Source organism: Paenibacillus sp. FSL R7-0312, from assembly GCF_038004445.1.
Lineage (GTDB): Bacteria > Bacillota > Bacilli > Paenibacillales > Paenibacillaceae > Paenibacillus_AQ.
Genome location: NZ_JBBORE010000001.1, coordinates 7505927 through 7521919, shown reverse-complemented (window position 1 = coordinate 7521919; position 15993 = coordinate 7505927). Strand labels below are relative to the sequence as shown.

15 protein-coding genes are annotated in these 15993 nt (G+C 52.6%); 10 read left to right on the top strand and 5 right to left on the bottom strand.

Annotated elements, in window-relative coordinates; all coding sequences use genetic code 11:
• Nucleotides 1-2 precede the first annotated feature (2 nt).
• On the top strand, nucleotides 3-329 hold the full coding sequence (locus tag MKX70_RS32450; protein ID WP_042233310.1) for a YnfA family protein: 327 nt from the start codon (nucleotides 3-5) through the stop codon (nucleotides 327-329).
• A 258-nt stretch (nucleotides 330-587) separates the two neighbouring features.
• On the opposite strand, the gene MKX70_RS32445 is transcribed toward MKX70_RS32450, so the two are convergent.
• Both MKX70_RS32445 and MKX70_RS32440 read right to left on the bottom strand, forming a co-directional pair.
• Nucleotides 588-1921, bottom strand: a protein-coding gene (locus MKX70_RS32445; protein WP_156123452.1) for an IS3 family transposase whose coding sequence is annotated in 2 segments (ribosomal slippage) — nucleotides 588-1540 and nucleotides 1540-1921 — 1335 coding nt in all. Because the reading frame shifts where the segments join, the coding sequence is not laid out codon by codon here.
• Nucleotides 1922-2093: 172 nt separating this feature from the next.
• Nucleotides 2094-3782, bottom strand: coding sequence for a methyl-accepting chemotaxis protein (locus MKX70_RS32440; RefSeq protein ID WP_042233313.1), 1689 nt, complete (start codon nucleotides 3780-3782; stop codon nucleotides 2094-2096).
• Between the two features lie 394 nt (nucleotides 3783-4176).
• Here MKX70_RS32440 and MKX70_RS32435 point away from each other — a divergent pair, with 394 nt between their 5' ends.
• Nucleotides 4177-4902, top strand: a complete 726-nt coding sequence (locus MKX70_RS32435; RefSeq protein ID WP_340841563.1) for a queuosine precursor transporter — start codon at nucleotides 4177-4179, stop codon at nucleotides 4900-4902.
• Between the two features lie 71 nt (nucleotides 4903-4973).
• Here MKX70_RS32435 and MKX70_RS32430 read toward each other — a convergent pair whose 3' ends face one another.
• Nucleotides 4974-6068 carry a M24 family metallopeptidase gene (locus MKX70_RS32430; RefSeq protein WP_340841562.1) on the bottom strand — a complete coding sequence of 365 codons (1095 nt, stop codon included), beginning with the start codon at nucleotides 6066-6068 and terminating at the stop codon, nucleotides 4974-4976.
• Nucleotides 6069-6254: 186 nt separating this feature from the next.
• Between MKX70_RS32430 and MKX70_RS32425 the strand changes: the two genes are divergently transcribed.
• Nucleotides 6255-7604: a PQQ-dependent sugar dehydrogenase gene (locus MKX70_RS32425; protein WP_340789658.1), complete on the top strand. Its 1350-nt coding sequence runs from the start codon at nucleotides 6255-6257 to the stop codon at nucleotides 7602-7604.
• A gap of 560 nt (nucleotides 7605-8164) precedes the next feature.
• On the opposite strand, the gene csaA is transcribed toward MKX70_RS32425, so the two are convergent.
• Nucleotides 8165-8494, bottom strand: coding sequence for a chaperone CsaA (gene csaA / locus MKX70_RS32420; RefSeq protein WP_039299841.1), 330 nt, complete (start codon nucleotides 8492-8494; stop codon nucleotides 8165-8167).
• Nucleotides 8495-8676: 182 nt separating this feature from the next.
• On the opposite strand from csaA, the gene MKX70_RS32415 reads away from it, so the two are divergent.
• The gene (locus MKX70_RS32415; protein ID WP_340789654.1) at nucleotides 8677-9519 is read left to right on the top strand and encodes an SDR family oxidoreductase; all 843 of its coding nucleotides are present in this window, start codon (nucleotides 8677-8679) and stop codon (nucleotides 9517-9519) included.
• Between the two features lie 156 nt (nucleotides 9520-9675).
• Nucleotides 9676-10179, top strand: coding sequence for a GNAT family N-acetyltransferase (locus MKX70_RS32410; RefSeq protein ID WP_042233322.1), 504 nt, complete (start codon nucleotides 9676-9678; stop codon nucleotides 10177-10179).
• A 37-nt stretch (nucleotides 10180-10216) separates the two neighbouring features.
• On the opposite strand, the gene MKX70_RS32405 is transcribed toward MKX70_RS32410, so the two are convergent.
• Nucleotides 10217-10564: a winged helix-turn-helix transcriptional regulator gene (locus MKX70_RS32405; protein ID WP_039299846.1), complete on the bottom strand. Its 348-nt coding sequence runs from the start codon at nucleotides 10562-10564 to the stop codon at nucleotides 10217-10219.
• A gap of 90 nt (nucleotides 10565-10654) precedes the next feature.
• Between MKX70_RS32405 and MKX70_RS32400 the strand changes: the two genes are divergently transcribed.
• The 5 genes from MKX70_RS32400 (at nucleotide 10655) to MKX70_RS32380 (ending at nucleotide 15871) form a co-directional block, all read left to right on the top strand.
• The gene (locus MKX70_RS32400; protein ID WP_340841561.1) at nucleotides 10655-10915 is read left to right on the top strand and encodes a YqkE family protein; all 261 of its coding nucleotides are present in this window, start codon (nucleotides 10655-10657) and stop codon (nucleotides 10913-10915) included.
• Between the two features lie 349 nt (nucleotides 10916-11264).
• Nucleotides 11265-12713 (top strand): RtcB family protein, encoded by a 1449-nt coding sequence (locus MKX70_RS32395; RefSeq protein WP_340841560.1) that lies wholly within the window; start codon nucleotides 11265-11267, stop codon nucleotides 12711-12713.
• A gap of 1 nt (nucleotide 12714) precedes the next feature.
• A complete protein-coding gene (locus tag MKX70_RS32390) occupies nucleotides 12715-14001 on the top strand; it encodes an ATP-binding protein (RefSeq protein WP_042233329.1) in 1287 nt (428 codons plus the stop codon).
• A 168-nt stretch (nucleotides 14002-14169) separates the two neighbouring features.
• Complete coding sequence (locus tag MKX70_RS32385) at nucleotides 14170-14673, top strand: sigma-70 family RNA polymerase sigma factor (RefSeq protein ID WP_340841559.1); 504 nt, start codon at nucleotides 14170-14172, stop codon at nucleotides 14671-14673.
• Complete coding sequence (locus MKX70_RS32380) at nucleotides 14666-15871, top strand: anti-sigma factor (protein WP_340841558.1); 1206 nt, start codon at nucleotides 14666-14668, stop codon at nucleotides 15869-15871. Before MKX70_RS32385 ends, MKX70_RS32380 begins: the two co-directional genes overlap by 8 nt.
• Nucleotides 15872-15993 lie beyond the last annotated feature (122 nt).

Sequence of the window (15993 nt, the reverse complement as noted above, 5' to 3'; positions counted from 1 at the left end):
GGATGACTATTGCGGTTCTGCTGTTTATGGTTGCCGGACTGGCCGAGATCGGCGGCGGGTATCTGGTCTGGCTCTGGCTGCGGGAATCGCGGCCGCTGTGGTACGGTTTGGCAGGCTCTGCCATCCTGATCGCGTATGGTATTATCCCGACGCTGCAGAAGTTTCCTTCCTTTGGCCGGGTATATGCCGCCTATGGCGGAGTATTCATCGTGCTTGCTGTGCTGTGGGGCTGGCTGGTGGACCGGAAAACACCGGATCTCTACGACTGGATCGGCGCCGGCGTCTGCGTGATTGGAGTCTCTGTCATCTTGTGGGCACCGAGGCACTGAGCATGTCCTAATCAGTTATCGCACGAATCCCTCTATTCTCATCCACGGATTGTGATGGAACCTTGTTGTTCCATGGAATCCTGCCCAAAATACAACATTTATCCTGAACCCGCGTGAACTTAAGAATCTCAAGGTGTCAGCAACGAATCAAACTTGAGGAAATGAATGCTTGCGCTTGTCCCTATGCAAAAAAGCAGCTCCAACAGCCGTGTGAACTGTGACCCGATTTGAGGACGGTTTAAAAGAAATACCCTAGAGCTAGCTCGCAAGGAGATGACTTCTGAATTCGTCAGGAGTCATCTTCTTTAATGTCCATTGGTATCGCTCGGAGTTATAGTAGGCAATATATTCCGAAACACGAGCCCTGACTTCTGTGAGATTCTGACAATCTCGAACGCTCATTTCATCTTTCATATGCCCAAAGAACGACTCCATCGATGCATTGTCCCAACAGTTCCCTTTACGGGACATAGACTGTTGAAAACCTGCCTGCTCAATTTGGAGACGAGTTTTAGGATGTGTGTAGTGCATGCCCTGATCGGAGTGGAAAATGGCTTCTGGATGAAGATTTCCATCAAGCCGTTCCAGCAGACGCCGAATGGTTTTTTCAACGATTGGTAACTCTAGTGTCCCTGCTACACAGTCAGCAAGAATTTGCCGGGTTGCTCCATCTTTTATGCACGAAAGATAAGCCCACTGTCCGTTTCCGTACCGCAGATAGGTGATATCGGTTAGAAAGACTTTCTCCGGCTCTTTCTGGTCAAATTGGCGTTTCAGTAAGTTTGCGCAGGTCTGATGCTCCTGCGTTGCCTTTGCCATCTTACGGTACGGATTAGCTTGCCGTAAGGCTGCGACAAGGTTAAATTTACGCATTAATCGGCGAATCTTCTTGTGATTCATGGTGACACCGCTGAGATGCTCCAAACGCATCTTAATCACCAAAGCGCCAGCTCTTCCTTGTAATGCGTTGAAGTGTTGCTTAATAAGAACAAGGTCGCGCTCGTCGTCGGCTGCACGAAGTTGACGCCTTTGCTCGGCGCCCAGCCATCTGTAATAGCCACTGGTGCTCACAGCGGCGACTCCACATAGATAACGAGTCATACGGCTTAATCCATGGGCTCTCAGGGTGTGATAAATGATTTCGTAGCGCTCCGAAGGTGTTAAGGTTTTCCTTGGTTCCGTTCGAGCGCTTCGAGCTTTTTTAGAAAGTCGACCTCAGCTTCTAGTAATTTAATCTTCGCCTTTGCGCGCTTCAGTTCTTCGTCAGCAGACAAGGCACATGCAGGCTTTCGTCCAGCGCTGCCTTTGCCACGCCGTTCTTCCAGTAGTCCTAGTTCACCATATTTAGCAAAGCTATCTCTCCAGCGTTTCAAACTATGCTTTGGTTTTTTAGAACCGATGAGATTTAGGTCAAAGCCCGCCTTAAGAAATATTTCTGACGGGGGTGTCCCCTCGTTGTAGGCCTTCACTGCCGCCAACTTAAACTCAGCAGTATACGAAATATTCGTCTCGGATACTCGCTGAACATTTGGATTCTTCTCTAATCTTCTAATGATATCTTCCGTAAATAGGGTTCGATTTAAATTTCCCACAGTCTTATCCCGCTCCTTTTCCAATATTCTGATTAAAACACAAAAGACCCACAAGAAGGTCACTTTTTTCAAAGTGTCTTTCTTGTGGGTCACAGTTCAGTGTGGCCTTTGGAGCTGCTTTTTATAGTTTACTATTCTATTGCATTATAGATTTGATTGAACAGGGAACAAGCTAAATCTTAAACTGCTCGACAGCCTTCTGCAGCTTCACGGCCTGCTCATGCAGATGCTCTACGGTCAGCGCGTGGCCTTCCAGCTCCTGTTGCTGGCGGGCAGAGTTGCCGGCCAGCGTATCAGCGCTCTGCTGCGACTTGGCTGTAATCTGTGCCGTTTCTTCCACCGAGGCGCTGACTTCTTCGGTGCCTGCCGAAATCTGCTGGGTAGCGGCAGATACGGACTGGATGCTGTGGTTGATGCTCTGAATAAGAATAAGCAGATGATTGAAGGCATTGCCTGCTTCCACCACTTTGTTCATACCTGAAGCTACTTCAGTATTCACGTGGTTCATCTCGGATACCGAGTGGTTCATATCTTCCTGAAGTCCGAGCAGGAATTCACGGATCTGCTCATTGGATTCCTTGGACTGCTCAGACAGCTTGCGCACTTCACCGGCCACGACAGCGAATCCCCGGCCATGCTCTCCGGCGCGCGCGGCTTCAATAGATGCGTTAAGCGACAGCATCTGAATCTGCTTCGTGATTTCGGTAATGCCCTGCACCACTTCCCCGATCATCAGCGAGCGTTCATTCATGATACGGAATTGCTCGAGCGACTGTACCGAGGCCTGTTCCACCTGGCGCATCTGCTGCACAGCACTCTGGGCAATGTCATTACCGCCCATGGCTTCGGTGGAGGCTTCACTGATCTGCTCCGTGACCTCACCGGCGGCAGAAGCGATATGCTGGATGCCGATGTTGATCTCATCCATAGCCCGGGAATTATCGAGTGCGCTGCTTGCAATAGCGGTGCTGCCTTTACCGATTTCTTCTACAGAAACAGCGGATTGCTCAGCCATATTGTTCAGAATCTGAACACGTTCCTTCAGATCATTGGAATCGGCAACGACGGCGCCCGATGTATCCAGCACATGCCCGATCATCTCCTTGAGCCGCTCGCTCATGATCCGGAAGCTCTCGGAGAGCTGGCCTACTTCATCGTTGCCTTTAATCGTAAGTTCTTCGGTGAAATCACCTCCGGCCAGCTTGTTGCTGTAGGCCGCCAGCAGTTTAATCGGACGGATGATTCTGCGGCTCATCAATGTGGCGCCGGAGAGTCCGACAATAAGTGCCAGCAGGGTGATTCCCGCACTGGTCCATAGAATGCTGCTCATCTTTTCTTGAATAAAGCCGACATCCGAGCTTACGCCAACGAGCATGGGGGTGCCGGGAACGCCAACAAATGCAGTCTTATGTATACCATGACTATCACTATAGATTTCACTAAGTCCGGACTTTCCTTTGGAGGCTTGCTCCATGGCAGGCAATACCTCAATGGATTCTTCACGTTGAAGCTTGGCGTTATGATCTGCGACCAGGACAGTAGCTTTGCCTTCCTTCAGTTCAATGAGGAAAATGGTCTCAACATCGTGCTGCTTCCGCTTTTCCTCGAAATAAAATTCTACATTGGTCCCCGCCTGTTCATTCTTGTTAAGGGCCTGCTGCGCGCTTGTAGCATTCAGATTCTTATATACATCCTGGGCTGAGGCAGTCAGAGACTTGTTGATCTGCGGCATCACATAGCTGTCGATAATATTAATGGATATGAAGTAGAAGCTGATACTTAGCAAAAGAGAAGTGAGTAACAGAACGACAAACAGCAGAAGCGTAAACTTGCGGCTAATTGATTTTTTGAGACGGAACATTTCTTTCTCTCCTTTTCTGTCAATTGCATCTGAATATCCCAAGCCAGACAAAGTGCCAGGCAAGCAGCAATATATTCCATTGGTATAGGTCATATATGAAGCTATCAGTGAACGGGAATGGTGATTGATAACTATTCTATAGAATTAACCTCAGGTTGAATAGTGAAAGTTTGCTCTATATTGCACTATTTTTCAGAAAAAATTGAATATTTAACGAGTCTATCACCAATTTGCCGAAAAAAATGAATTATACGCTGTTTTCGTGAAAATTTAAAATTTCATAGTATGTTAGCTTTTTCTGTGGTAGAGTATTAATGTTTTGTTTCTATAAGAGTGGATAGCCGCGGTTCGTAACCATCCCGCGTAACCAAAACTAGGAGGAGTTAACAGAAATATGTTTAATTTGTTGTGGGGGATTTTGTTTGTTGTTGTTAATTTTGTGTTTTTTCTGCTCTGCTACCGGCTGTTCGGTAAAAAAGGGCTCTATGCCTGGGTCGGCATGGCAACCGTGGTCGCCAATATTCAAGTCGCCAAGACGATTGCGATGCCTTTCGATATCGTAATGACGCTGGGAAATACGATGTATGTCACGTTATATATGACCAGTGACCTGCTGAATGAGAGATACGGGCGGGCTGAAGCGCGGAACGCCGTCTGGTTCGGATTCTTCACCTTGCTGATGACTACCGTCATTATGCAGATGGTGCTTGTCTTTGAGCCGCAGGAGGGAGATATGGCCCAAGAGTCTCTTCAGAGAATCTTCGGTCTGATGCCGAGACTTGCGCTGGGCAGTCTTACCGCATATTTTATCAGCCAGTTTCTGGATGTACGCTTATACGCATGGATCCGCAAATACTACGGCAGCTCACGGCAGCTCTGGATCCGCTCCAACGGCAGCACCATGATCAGCTCTTTTGTCGACACTTTGATCTTCTGCACTATTGCGTTTGCCGGAATGTATGACCTGAAGGTATGGACTGAGATTCTGCTGACCACCTATCTGGCCAAATTCCTGCTTACAGGTGCAGGCACACCGGTACTTTACCTTGCCCGTTCCTTTAAATTCGCTGAAGAGGAGCAGGCAGTCAGCTCCCAGGAGACCAAGCGCAATATTTCATAGCATAGTTTATATATAAAAGCCCTGACCTCCATTGATGATCTGGAGATTGGGGCTTTTTTTTGATTTCTGAATTACAGGCTCAGCACTGTCAATTCTTTGGGGAAGCTGGTCAGCGTCTGCGGGCCCTCTGCCGTAACGAGCACATCATCCTCAATGCGCACGCCGCCAAGATTCGGCACATAAATCCCCGGTTCTACTGTGAAGACGTTGCCGTTTGCGATAATATCCGTATTGAGTCCATGCAATGATGGATATTCATGGGTATCCATGCCGAGACCATGTCCGACGCGGTGCATGAAGTATTCGCCGTAGCCGGCGGCTTCAATAACGTCACGGGCAGCCTTGTCAACAGAACCGAAGGTGGCTCCGGCAACAGAAGCGGCGATACCAGCCTCATTGGCAGCAAGCACAGTATTGTAGATATCTATCAGCTTGCTGTCGATTTCGCCTACAGCGAAGGTGCGGGTAATGTCAGAGGCATAGCCTGCGGCGTATACGCCAAGATCGAACATCAGCAGATCACCCGGCTGAATCTTGCGTTCACCCGGTACGCCATGCGGCAGGGCCGTATTCGGGCCGGAGAGCACCATGGTGTCGAAGGAGGGGCCGGAGGCTCCGACTTTTTTCATCAGGTATTCCAGCTCCGCTACCAGCTCATTCTCGCTGACACCGGCTTTGACATGTGACAGGCCCCGGCGGAGAACTTCCTCCACAAGCTCGGCGGCATGCTTCATAATGCGGATTTCTTCAGGCGTCTTCATGGCGCGCATAGCGCGGAGCAGATGGCCGATGTCGCTGAATGCCCCCGCTGGGATGGCGTCTGCCAGCAACTCATAGCGGCTGACGGAGAAGTGCTCCTTCTCTATGCCGAAGCTGCCCGGAGCAGCGCCGCCGAAGCGGGATTTGAGCAGCTCGTACGGGTTGTCCGTATCGCTGTGTGTCAGAATAGTCTTCACCGAGGAGGCGGCATGCGCCGCTTCGGCGTCCAGCGCCGGAACGATCAGCACAGGCTCCTCGCCGCGGATCAGCAGCAGGCCCAGAAAGCGTTCATGCGGGTTGCTGGCGAAGCCGGTCAGATAGTATACATGCTTGGGATCGGTTACGAGGAGAGCATCCAAGCCCTCTTCTGTAAGTCCTTGCTCCAGTTTAAGCAGAGCTTCATTCATTGCAATAGTTCCCCTTTCATATACACGCTTGAAACAGCATTATTCTCATTATAATTCATAATCCGGGAGGCTGCACGTTCCTGGAACGGATGCAACAGGGAGTTTAGTGAAGTTAAGCACCGGGTAATAGTTGCCACTATCATTTCTGGTTTCTATTCCCGCTTCACTTAACAGGAGGTTATGAATATGTCCGGTACATCGGCCCTCTTCCATACATTTCTGCTGCGCGGAGCTTTGGTCCTGCTGATGGGCCTGCTGTCAGCCTGCACCTCTGCTGAACAAGATCCTAGGCAAGGGCAGCTGACAGGTGAGAATCCGCGGTTTGACGCACAGCCTGCCGGCACTGCTCTTCCATCTTCAATGACTACGATGACCGAAACGCCGGTAAGAACACCGGGAGCGTCTGCGAGTGCAGGAACAGGTGCGCCGGTTGGCGCAGCATCACCTGGTGCCTCTGGAAGCACACAGGCACCGGAAGTAACGGCTGCCGCGCCGAAGCCGCCAGCTTCGTCAGCCTTCCCTTATACCGCCCATACGCTGGCAGACGGATTGAATGTGCCTTGGGAGATGGCGTTCGCTCCGGACGGGCGGATCTTTTTCACCGAACGGCCGGGCAGCCTGCGGGTCATAGAGAATGGCAAGCTTCGTGCGGCCCCGCTGCTGGAGCTTGAAGCCCCCTTTATCAGTAAGGGAGAGGGCGGGTTGCTGGGACTTGCGCTTGACCGGGAGTTCGAGAGCAACGGATTGGCTTATGTATATCATTCTTACCGCAATGCGGAGGGGAGCATGGCAAACCGGGTCCTGCGGATTAAGATCGGCAGCAGCAAAGCGGAGATCAGGCAGGTCCTGCTGGATAATATACCAGGGGACACCAATCATAACGGCGGACGGGTTAAGCTGGGCCCGGACGGCTACTTGTACATCACCACAGGTGAACGCTATGAGCCTGAGCTGGCGCAGGATAAGACCAGTCTGGGCGGGAAAATCCTGCGGATTACGACCAGCGGCGGCATCCCTGACGATAACCCGTGGCCGGGATCTCCGGTCTATAGTATGGGCCACCGCAATCCGCAGGGTCTGGCCTGGCAACCGGAGAGCGGAGTCTTATACAGCTCGGAGCATGGCCAGTCGAGCCATGATGAGATCAATCTTATTCAGGCCGGGTCCAATTACGGCTGGCCGCTGATTGAAGGCGATGCGAATGGAGCCGCAAAGCTGAAGCTGAAGGCTCCGTTGGCACACAGCGGGGAGGAGACCTGGGCGCCATCGGGTATGAGCTTTATTACGCAGGGGCCATGGAGCGGCGAACTGTTGGTTGCCGGTCTGGCCGGGCAGCAGCTGCTGCGGGTATCTTTGTCTCCTTCGGGCGGCAAGCCTAAGATTACGGCTGTATTCAAAGAGAAGTATGGCCGAATCCGCAATGTGGCGGAAGGGCCTGACGGCACCCTGTACCTTATGACCAATAACCGGGATGGCAGAGGCAACCCACGCGCACAAGATGATAAGCTGATTGCGCTGCGGCCGGATTGGAAATAAGGGCTGTTAGGTGCATTTTCCGTGTACTTCCTCCGGAACTTTATCACGGCCATACTATTGACGAAGGGATTTCACGGCCACCCGGCGCTGAGCGGACTGAGAAGCCGTTATTTCCGGATATTAGCCCGGTTTCTGTCCGTTGCGGACTCAGATGCCCTTAATGGCTCAGTTTTACCGTATTCGGGTCTACAATAATCCCAATAAGGTCTCCTGAGTCCGCATATACGTCAAAATCACCCTTTTCCGCAAAATAACGTCATCTGAGTCCATCTCACTCTGTAACTATGTAATGTAAGTATGTAACTATGTAACTATGTAGCAAACAAAGGCTGTCCTCCTTGCAGATCATCTGCACAGAGGACAGCCTTTCCTGTTATGGGCCTGCAGCGTGTAAACCCCGCCTACAGGTAGCCCGCAAGCGAACCATCAACGCCTGCAGGCTGTCTTCATAACGTGCAACGTGGTAGCAGAAGATATTCTGTACCGTCAGGTCTGAGAGCTTATGCAGACTAGGCAGCGTAAGCGGCATACCTTGGGGAGCCGGTTCAGCGGCGGGTCCGCTACGCGATCGGCGTCCCGTTCGGAACCTGCTGCTCCGGAGCCAGCAGAATCACATCGCCTTCCTCCGGCACACCGCCCAGGACGAGCACTTCCGAGAGGAAGCCGGCAATCCGTCTGGGCGGGAAGTTCACGACAGCGGCAATCTGCCGGCCGATCAGCTCTTCCGGAGTGTAACGTTTGGTGATCTGCGCACTGGAGGCCTTAATGCCGAGTTCCCCGAAATCGATCTGCAGCTTAATCGCCGGTTTGCGTGCCTCAGGAAAAGGCTCTGCGGACAGAATGGTTCCTATGCGCATATCTAGCTTCAAGAAATCTTCAATAGTAGCCATGTCCCCGCCTCCTGTAGTGGATAAGTTGCTTCGAACCGGGAATAGACCTCTTGAGAAGCTATTCCATGCCCAGGGGCTATTTTAACCCTCAGAAATGATGTAACATTATCATAAAACATATACTCTGAAAAGGCTACGCCATGCTCTGGCCTGGCTGGCCCGCAAGAGAGGGGAAGATGTCCATGAAAGGAAAGACCGTGCTTGTCACCGGTGCGAATTCCGGCATGGGACTGGCTACGACAGTGGAGATGGCCCGCAGAGGAGCCCATGTAATCATGGCCTGCCGCAGCCGCCAACGCGGGGAGGAAGCTCTTGCAGAAGCGGTACGACAGAGCGGCTCTGATCAAATCCGGCTGATGCTGTGCGATCTGGGTTCGTTCGCAAGCATTCGCGCTTTTGCAGAGGAATTCACGGCCGGCTATCCGGTGCTTGATGTTCTGATCAATAATGCTGGCGTAGTCGCCATCAGACGTGAGCTTACTTCAGACGGCTATGAGCAGGATTTGGGCGTGAATCATCTGGGTCATTTTCTGCTTACCATGTTGTTATTGGATAGACTGAAGCATGCTGAACAGGGCAGGATTGTGGTAGTGGCTTCAGGTGCCTACAAGATTGGCAAGCTGCATCTGGAGGATCATACGCTGTCACGCGGCTTCAATCCGGCTAAGGCTTACGCCCGTTCCAAACTGGCCAACATCCTGTTTACCCGGGAGCTTGCTGCACGCCTGAAGGGCACCAGGGTTACTGTGAACTGTGTGCATCCGGGAGCGGTGGGGACGAGTATCGGAGTGAACCGGGAGACAGGCTTTGGGCGCTCGCTGCTGAAGCTGCTGTCCTACTTCTTCCTGACTCCTGAGAAAGGTGCGGACACGGCCATTTATCTGGCGGCTGCGCCGGAGCTGAGCGAAGTAAGCGGGCAATATTATTACCGCCGCGAGATCAAGGAATTATCGCCAAGGGCGAAGAATACAGAAGAAGCCGCACGGCTGTGGAAGTGGAGTCTGGAGCAGACAGGGCTGAACTAGCCTCGTTTTCCGCAATGCAATGAAACTAGTGGACAGGCATCAACTGATTATAAGGATCTCTGTAAATGCTTTTGAACAACCATTTTGGATTCGGGCCGATATGATGAGGGGAATGTTGTTCACATATCACATACAACTTCTAGGAGGAATCATAGCATGGATTGGAAAGGTTACAGCATAGAGGATGCGGCAATTGAGGATTTGGGAGCGATTGTGGAGATTTATAACACGACGGTTGCCGGAAGAATGGTGACAGCGGATCTTACGCCGGTGGCCGTGGAGGATAGAGTAGAGTGGTTCCATGAGCATAAAAGTCATCACCGTCCGCTCTGGGTCCTGCGGCAAGGCGGAGAAATTGCAGCCTGGTTCAGCTTTCAGTCATTCTATGGGCGTCCGGCCTATAATGGAACGGCAGAGATCAGCGTCTATGTAAGTGAAAAATTCCGCGGCAGCGGCGCCGGAAGTATCCTGCTGACCAAGGCGCTTGAGGAATGTCCGCGACTTGGACTGCAGAACTTGGTAGGCTTTGTGTTTGGCCATAATGAGCCAAGTCTTGCGCTGCTGCGGAAGTTTGGTTTCGGACAATGGGGCCTGCTGCCGGGTGTCGCCGTGCTGGACGGCATTCCGCGTGACCTTGTTATCGTAGGCCGCAAGCTGTAAATTTATATAAGGCTTTCGCAGAAACAGTGTGTGAAACTTATTGCGGAGGAGCAGCTGAAGCAGACCGGCATTCCTCTTCTGTAATCCAGTCTTCCGACCATACCTGCAAATCACGGATGACGGATTCCAAGGCCCGGCCCTTGTCAGTTAACGAATACTGGATTCTTACAGGCGTTTCGGGAAAAACCTCGCGCAGGACGATGCCCTCCTGCTCCAGTTCTTTCAGCCGCTCGGACAAAAGCCTGCCGCTGACCGGCAGCGAAGCTTCAATGGCGCCGAAGCGCTGGGGACCTTGCAGAAGCTGATAGATGATTAAGCCCGTCCAACGTCTGCCGATAATATCCATGCTTTTTTGTAACCTTGGACATAACTCTGTGGATTTCATTAGGCTCACCTCTTACTGTACATTATAAACGAAAAGACCTATAACTAAAACAAATTTGAACTATTTGCACTACTTGAAAGGATGATTCCCTTGGCTAAAAAGAAGAAGATAACCCCGGCTCCGCGGCCTGCGGCGACCGATGCTCCGGCAACACTCAAAGACCTGCTCAGCCGAGAGGTGCTGGACAAGCTGAAGGCGCAGTCCGATGCGCTCAAAGCCGAAGAGCAAGGCAAGAAAGACGCCGCCCTCAAGGAAGCGGAGGACAAACGCAAGGCAGAGCAGAAACGTCTGGAGAATGATTTCGGCCACCTGCTGGAGAACAGCAATCAGGACTGGTCGAAATTTAAATAAAACAAACTTTACCAGTATCAGGGTTGACAATCTGCAGCAGCGCCCTATATTATTGGGTTTATCATTTAGAGAAGGGAGGCCGATGGGTCATGATTGGAACAAATGGTTTGAGAACGCCGCACAGTCACATTACAACCGCATATGAACAATCTGATCTCATCGCCTTCGTCCGGAAGACATAATGCGCAGCGTGCTTATTATGTCACAACTGCATACGGGTGTCCCAGCTTGAATTCGAAGCTGCACCCAGCGCTCCGGGAGCCGCATGATCAGAACTGATCTGCGGCTCTTTTTGTGTACCACAAAACTGGGATTTATCTTACCAACCTGAGAGGAAATGAAAACATTTATGAATAGCATGAAGCAGCAAGCGGGGGAGATATCCCGCTACAAACATGAGGTAGCCCTTCCGGGCGGCGACCTCAGGGTATATGCCAGCGAGCAATTATTTGGCTCACTTGATTACAAGGTCCTGGAAATGGCTAATAACAATCTGCAAATCCCGAATATAGAATATATGAGCTACACCCCGGATGTGCATGTAGGCGTCGGAACCTGCATCGGGACCACGGCGGTCTGGGATGCCGCGTCAGGCTATGTATCGCCGTCCATTGTGGGCAGCGATATCGGCTGCGGCATGCGCGTGCATCTGACTAACCTGCATATGGATGATCTGCGTGAAGTGAAGCTGCGCCGGAAGCTGGTCCGCAGGATAGAGGCTTATCTGCCGATGGAGGCCCAGCAGCGCGGCCATTACAGCGATATCCGGCTGGAGAATATCGTCCGCAAAAGGCTGCACGGCCTGCCGAACAAATATATTCCGGACAGCTACACGCCGAAGAAGTCGAGTGCGCTGTCCCATGTGGAGATCAGCAAGCTTGCCTTCGATGACGAGATTCTGAATGAGCTGCCGGATATGGCCTGGCACCGGGGTCACCGCCAGCTCGGCACCCTTGGCGGCGGCAACCATTTCGTCGAGATTCAAGCGATTGAGATTGCTGAAGAGCAGCGGCAAGTGGCTGAAGCGTGGGGCCTGAAGGACGGGCAGCTTGCCGTGATGATCCATTCCGGCTCCCGGGCCTGGGGAGGTATGGTCAATCAGTTCTGTACCCCGGCCTTCGCCAAGGTCATGGGCCAGCTTGGACTGGGCAGCGCCGACCCGCGCCTGATCTATGCGCCTCTGGCACATCCGCAGGCCCAGCGCTATGTTAATCTGATGTACTCGGCGCTGAACTATGCGGTAGTGAACCGCCATCTGATCGCTTATGGTGTACGTGAGGGCTTCCGTGACGTCTTCGGCACGAAATGCGAGCTGCGGACCCTCTATGATCTGATGCACAATTATGCCTGGAAAGAGGAGACCTCCTCCGGCACCAAGTTCGTACACCGCAAAGGGGCGACGCGCGCCCTGCCGGCCGGACATCCGGATAATCCGTCAGCCTATGCGGCGACCGGGCATCCGGCGCTGATTCCCGGCTCGATGGGCACCGCTTCCTACATCATGGTCGGCCAGCCCGGAGGAGAAGAGAATTATTATTCGATCTGCCATGGAGCCGGACGCATCCGCTCCCGCTCGGCAACGAAGCGGCTGGTGTCTGTCCATGAATTCTCCCAGTCGATGAAGGTGGGGACGGCAGACGAGATTGTAGTGAATCAGCATTCCCTGGAATCTATCATTGACGAATCTCCCCAGGCCTATAAGAATGTAGATGAGATTATAGAAAGCGTTACGGGCGCCGGCCTGGCTGCTGTTGTGGCCAAATGCAAGCCGCTCGCAGCGATAAAGGGGACGAAATAGGATGGAGCAGGAGATTAAGAAGCCTACTGTAATCTACGAGTACGATGAAGACAGAGCCGGAATCATCAAAGGTTATGATGTGTACGCACGCCTGGTTGACGGCATACTTGAAGCGCTCTACATCCGCTACGGCGTCCGTTATGAGCTGTATGCGAGCGATGACCCCAACAGTGAATACTGGAAGCTGCTGGAGAATGATGTGCAGAGTGGAAATGCCGGGGTGGAGCATGTGGCGCGGATTTTTGACCGCCTGGAGGACCGGACGTTTGTGTATGACGATGATAAAGAGCAGCCGGAATACAATATCCATCTCTCGATCCGCAATAATGTGCTGGCGTATCCTGCCATGGGCATTGCTCTGGCGCGGGTGCCGGTGTTCCAGGAGAACGGCATCAACTTTCAGGACTATGTGTTCGCGGCATCTGACGCGCAGCTGCAGTTCTTCCTGGCCAATGTGCGTACCCGGCAGCGGGAGCAGAACATCAATAAGGTGACGGTGTTCACTGACCGGCGCAATGGAATCTTCCGTGACGATGAACCCATCACCCGCTCTGTCGGGCGTGAGGAGGTCGTGCTGGACGCGGGGATCAAGAAAGAAATCTACCGTTCGCTCGACCAGTTTTTTGATTCGGACCGCAGCTTCTACGTCACTTACGATATCCCGTACAAGCGGGGCATTCTGCTCTACGGCCATCCGGGCAACGGCAAGACTACGCTCGTCAAATCGATCGCCGGAAGTGTACCGGGACCTGTGATCTACTGGCAGATTACCGAATATACGAGCAGCGAGTCAGTGAATGAGGTGTTCGAGGCTGCGGCCCGGCTGGCGCCGATGGTACTGGTGATTGAGGACATCGATTCCATGCCGCAGGAGGTCCGCTCCTTTTTCCTCAACACGCTGGACGGGGCTACTTCGAAGGAAGGCATCTTCCTGATCGGCACCACCAATTATCCGGAGAAAATCGACCCGGGTCTCATGAACCGCGCCGGGCGCTTCGACCGGGCTTATGAGATCAAGATGCCAAATGAGGCGCTGCGCCTCGAATATCTGCAGCTACGCGGGTTCTCCGCCTTCGCAGGTGAAGAGGGTACGGCCACCGCTGCGCGCCTGACAGGAGATTTCTCCCTGACTCAGCTTGGCGAGCTATATGTCAGTGCGGCGCTGGAATGGCATGAGAATGGCATGGCAGATGTCGAGTCTCTGGTGCGCGGCATGCGCGGCGAACTGGACAAGGGGCGCAAACGGGAATGGATGAAGGATGCTTCGTCCAGTATCGGATTTTATTAAGTATGTGAGAAGCGACTGTAAAGGGAAGATTTGGGGAGCCGGGAGGCTCCCTTTTTGCGTAGGGATGAAGATAAATCTGCTATAGTAAGATGGATGATTCCTGAAATATATGGCTGGAAGCTGTAACTTTTGGCGTTCTCATACGTGGATGGATTAAGGGGGGAGGAGATGGAGCCGAATTCGCTGGATGAGGTATACGGAAATTATGTTATGGACATCTACCGCTATCTGCGCTCCCTCTGCCAGGACCACCATGCGGCCGAAGATTTGATGCAGGAGACCTTTTACCGCGCTTATCTGTATTTGGAGGATTGCCGGGAAGATAAGATTAAGCCGTGGCTGTTCCGCGTGGCTTACAATGCTTTTGTAGATTATAAGCGCAAGGAGAAGCGGAGTGTGTCCAAGGAAGCCGGTTACTTCAGCGGTTTGGCTCATCCTGACACAACAGAGGGGACTTTGCTGCGTCAGGAACGCTGGGCGGAAGCGGCCTTGGCGCTCAATCTGCTGCCGGAAGGACAGCGCCATGCGCTGCTGCTGCATGATTATCACGGGCTGAGTTACAAAGAAGCCGCAGTCGTTATGGATGTGGGCCTGTCCCAATACAAGATACTGGTATTCCGCGCCAGGCAGAAGCTGCGTGAGGCGGAGCGGAGGAGGAATGAGCATGAGTGAGGAATTCAAGGAGAAGCTGCGCCAATACAGCGAAGGCACACTTCCGGAGGAAGAGCGTGAGGAGCTGGAGAGTGAGCTGGCGAAGCTTGAAGCATATCAGCTGTATCTGGAGGAGCAGATGGAGCGGGAGGAGCAGACCAGCGAACGGTGGATCAAGACTGACCCAGAAGGAAGCGCACCTACAGGGCTTAAGAAGACCAAGAGGAAGGCCAAGCGAAGAGAGAAGTCTATTATCCGGCGCGGCAAATGGAAAGCACGAATCACCAATACGTTTACTGTATTTTCTGCGTTTCTGATCTTGACGGTCATCAGCAGCATCATTACTGCGGTCTTCTACAGCACTGGAGACCGTGGTGACACTTACAAGGATGTGGTGACATCGGCGATTGCCGTTACCCGTCCCAATACAACGGTGAGGCTTTCATCGAACGCGCATTATTTTTTCCGACTGGAGTTAACCGGGAATCTGCTGAGGCAGGTGGGCAGCGAGAGCATTCAGGTGGGCAACTATACCCAGAATCTCTTTCTGGGAAGGGCGAATCTTGGGGAGTTTAACTGGATGGATGAGCAGAATGCGGCTACTTATGTATTCTATTATCCGTCTGCGAAGGGCACTGCCGGGAGAGGGGACAACAGCGATCAGTGGAAGAAGCTGGGGAAGCTTCCTGAAGGTACGGTGGCCGAGGCGTATCTGTCGCTGGACCATTTGTATACCACAGATGAGCTGCTCAAGCAATTGGAACCGCTGAACCTTCTGCCTGTCTGGTTCGGTGCAGATACTGGACCTTCAACAAGAGACGATGTGGTCAGATATCCGCTGGGCTTTCCCTACCAGCCCATCTGGCATGAGGATGATATGAAGAAATCGGAAGTCACTACTACCAAGACAGGCTGGTTCAGCTCGGTATCCTCCTATAGCAGCGTATCGCCTTCCGTTGAAGCGTACGGGAGCGGCGCGCTGCGGGATGCCAATTTCATCAAGACCCTCAAGCTGTTGCAGCAGCATCAGACACTTGCGGGCAGAGCGGTGTATATTGACCAGCTTGACACCTCTCTGGCCTATCTGGAGCAGAACGGGGTTAAGCTCTATGGAGCCGTTGTCACCGGGCCGGTCAAGGAACTGCTGAAGCTGCGCGAGGCCTCCTGGGTCAGCTATATGCGGGTGGGTGAAGTCCGGCTGTGGAACTGGCGGGAATAAGGCTTAGGCCGGGCGCGGCTTGCTTCTAAGTTCGCCAAACCGTACAATTATAAGTACGTAAACTTGAGAAGGTTGATGTGAAATGGCTGAGGAACGTTGTTTACAGCGTTTCTCAGCTATTT

Coding starts and splice junctions, on each gene's coding strand:
- MKX70_RS32450 (WP_042233310.1), top strand. CDS start 3: ATGACTATTGCGGTTCTGCTGTTTATGGTTGCCGGACTGGCCGAGATC.
- MKX70_RS32440 (WP_042233313.1), bottom strand. CDS start 3,782: ATGTTCCGTCTCAAAAAATCAATTAGCCGCAAGTTTACGCTTCTGCTG.
- MKX70_RS32435 (WP_340841563.1), top strand. CDS start 4,177: ATGTTTAATTTGTTGTGGGGGATTTTGTTTGTTGTTGTTAATTTTGTG.
- MKX70_RS32430 (WP_340841562.1), bottom strand. CDS start 6,068: ATGAATGAAGCTCTGCTTAAACTGGAGCAAGGACTTACAGAAGAGGGC.
- MKX70_RS32425 (WP_340789658.1), top strand. CDS start 6,255: ATGTCCGGTACATCGGCCCTCTTCCATACATTTCTGCTGCGCGGAGCT.
- csaA (WP_039299841.1), bottom strand. CDS start 8,494: ATGGCTACTATTGAAGATTTCTTGAAGCTAGATATGCGCATAGGAACC.
- MKX70_RS32415 (WP_340789654.1), top strand. CDS start 8,677: ATGAAAGGAAAGACCGTGCTTGTCACCGGTGCGAATTCCGGCATGGGA.
- MKX70_RS32410 (WP_042233322.1), top strand. CDS start 9,676: ATGGATTGGAAAGGTTACAGCATAGAGGATGCGGCAATTGAGGATTTG.
- MKX70_RS32405 (WP_039299846.1), bottom strand. CDS start 10,564: ATGAAATCCACAGAGTTATGTCCAAGGTTACAAAAAAGCATGGATATT.
- MKX70_RS32395 (WP_340841560.1), top strand. CDS start 11,265: ATGAATAGCATGAAGCAGCAAGCGGGGGAGATATCCCGCTACAAACAT.
- MKX70_RS32390 (WP_042233329.1), top strand. CDS start 12,715: ATGGAGCAGGAGATTAAGAAGCCTACTGTAATCTACGAGTACGATGAA.
- MKX70_RS32385 (WP_340841559.1), top strand. CDS start 14,170: ATGGAGCCGAATTCGCTGGATGAGGTATACGGAAATTATGTTATGGAC.
- MKX70_RS32380 (WP_340841558.1), top strand. CDS start 14,666: ATGAGTGAGGAATTCAAGGAGAAGCTGCGCCAATACAGCGAAGGCACA.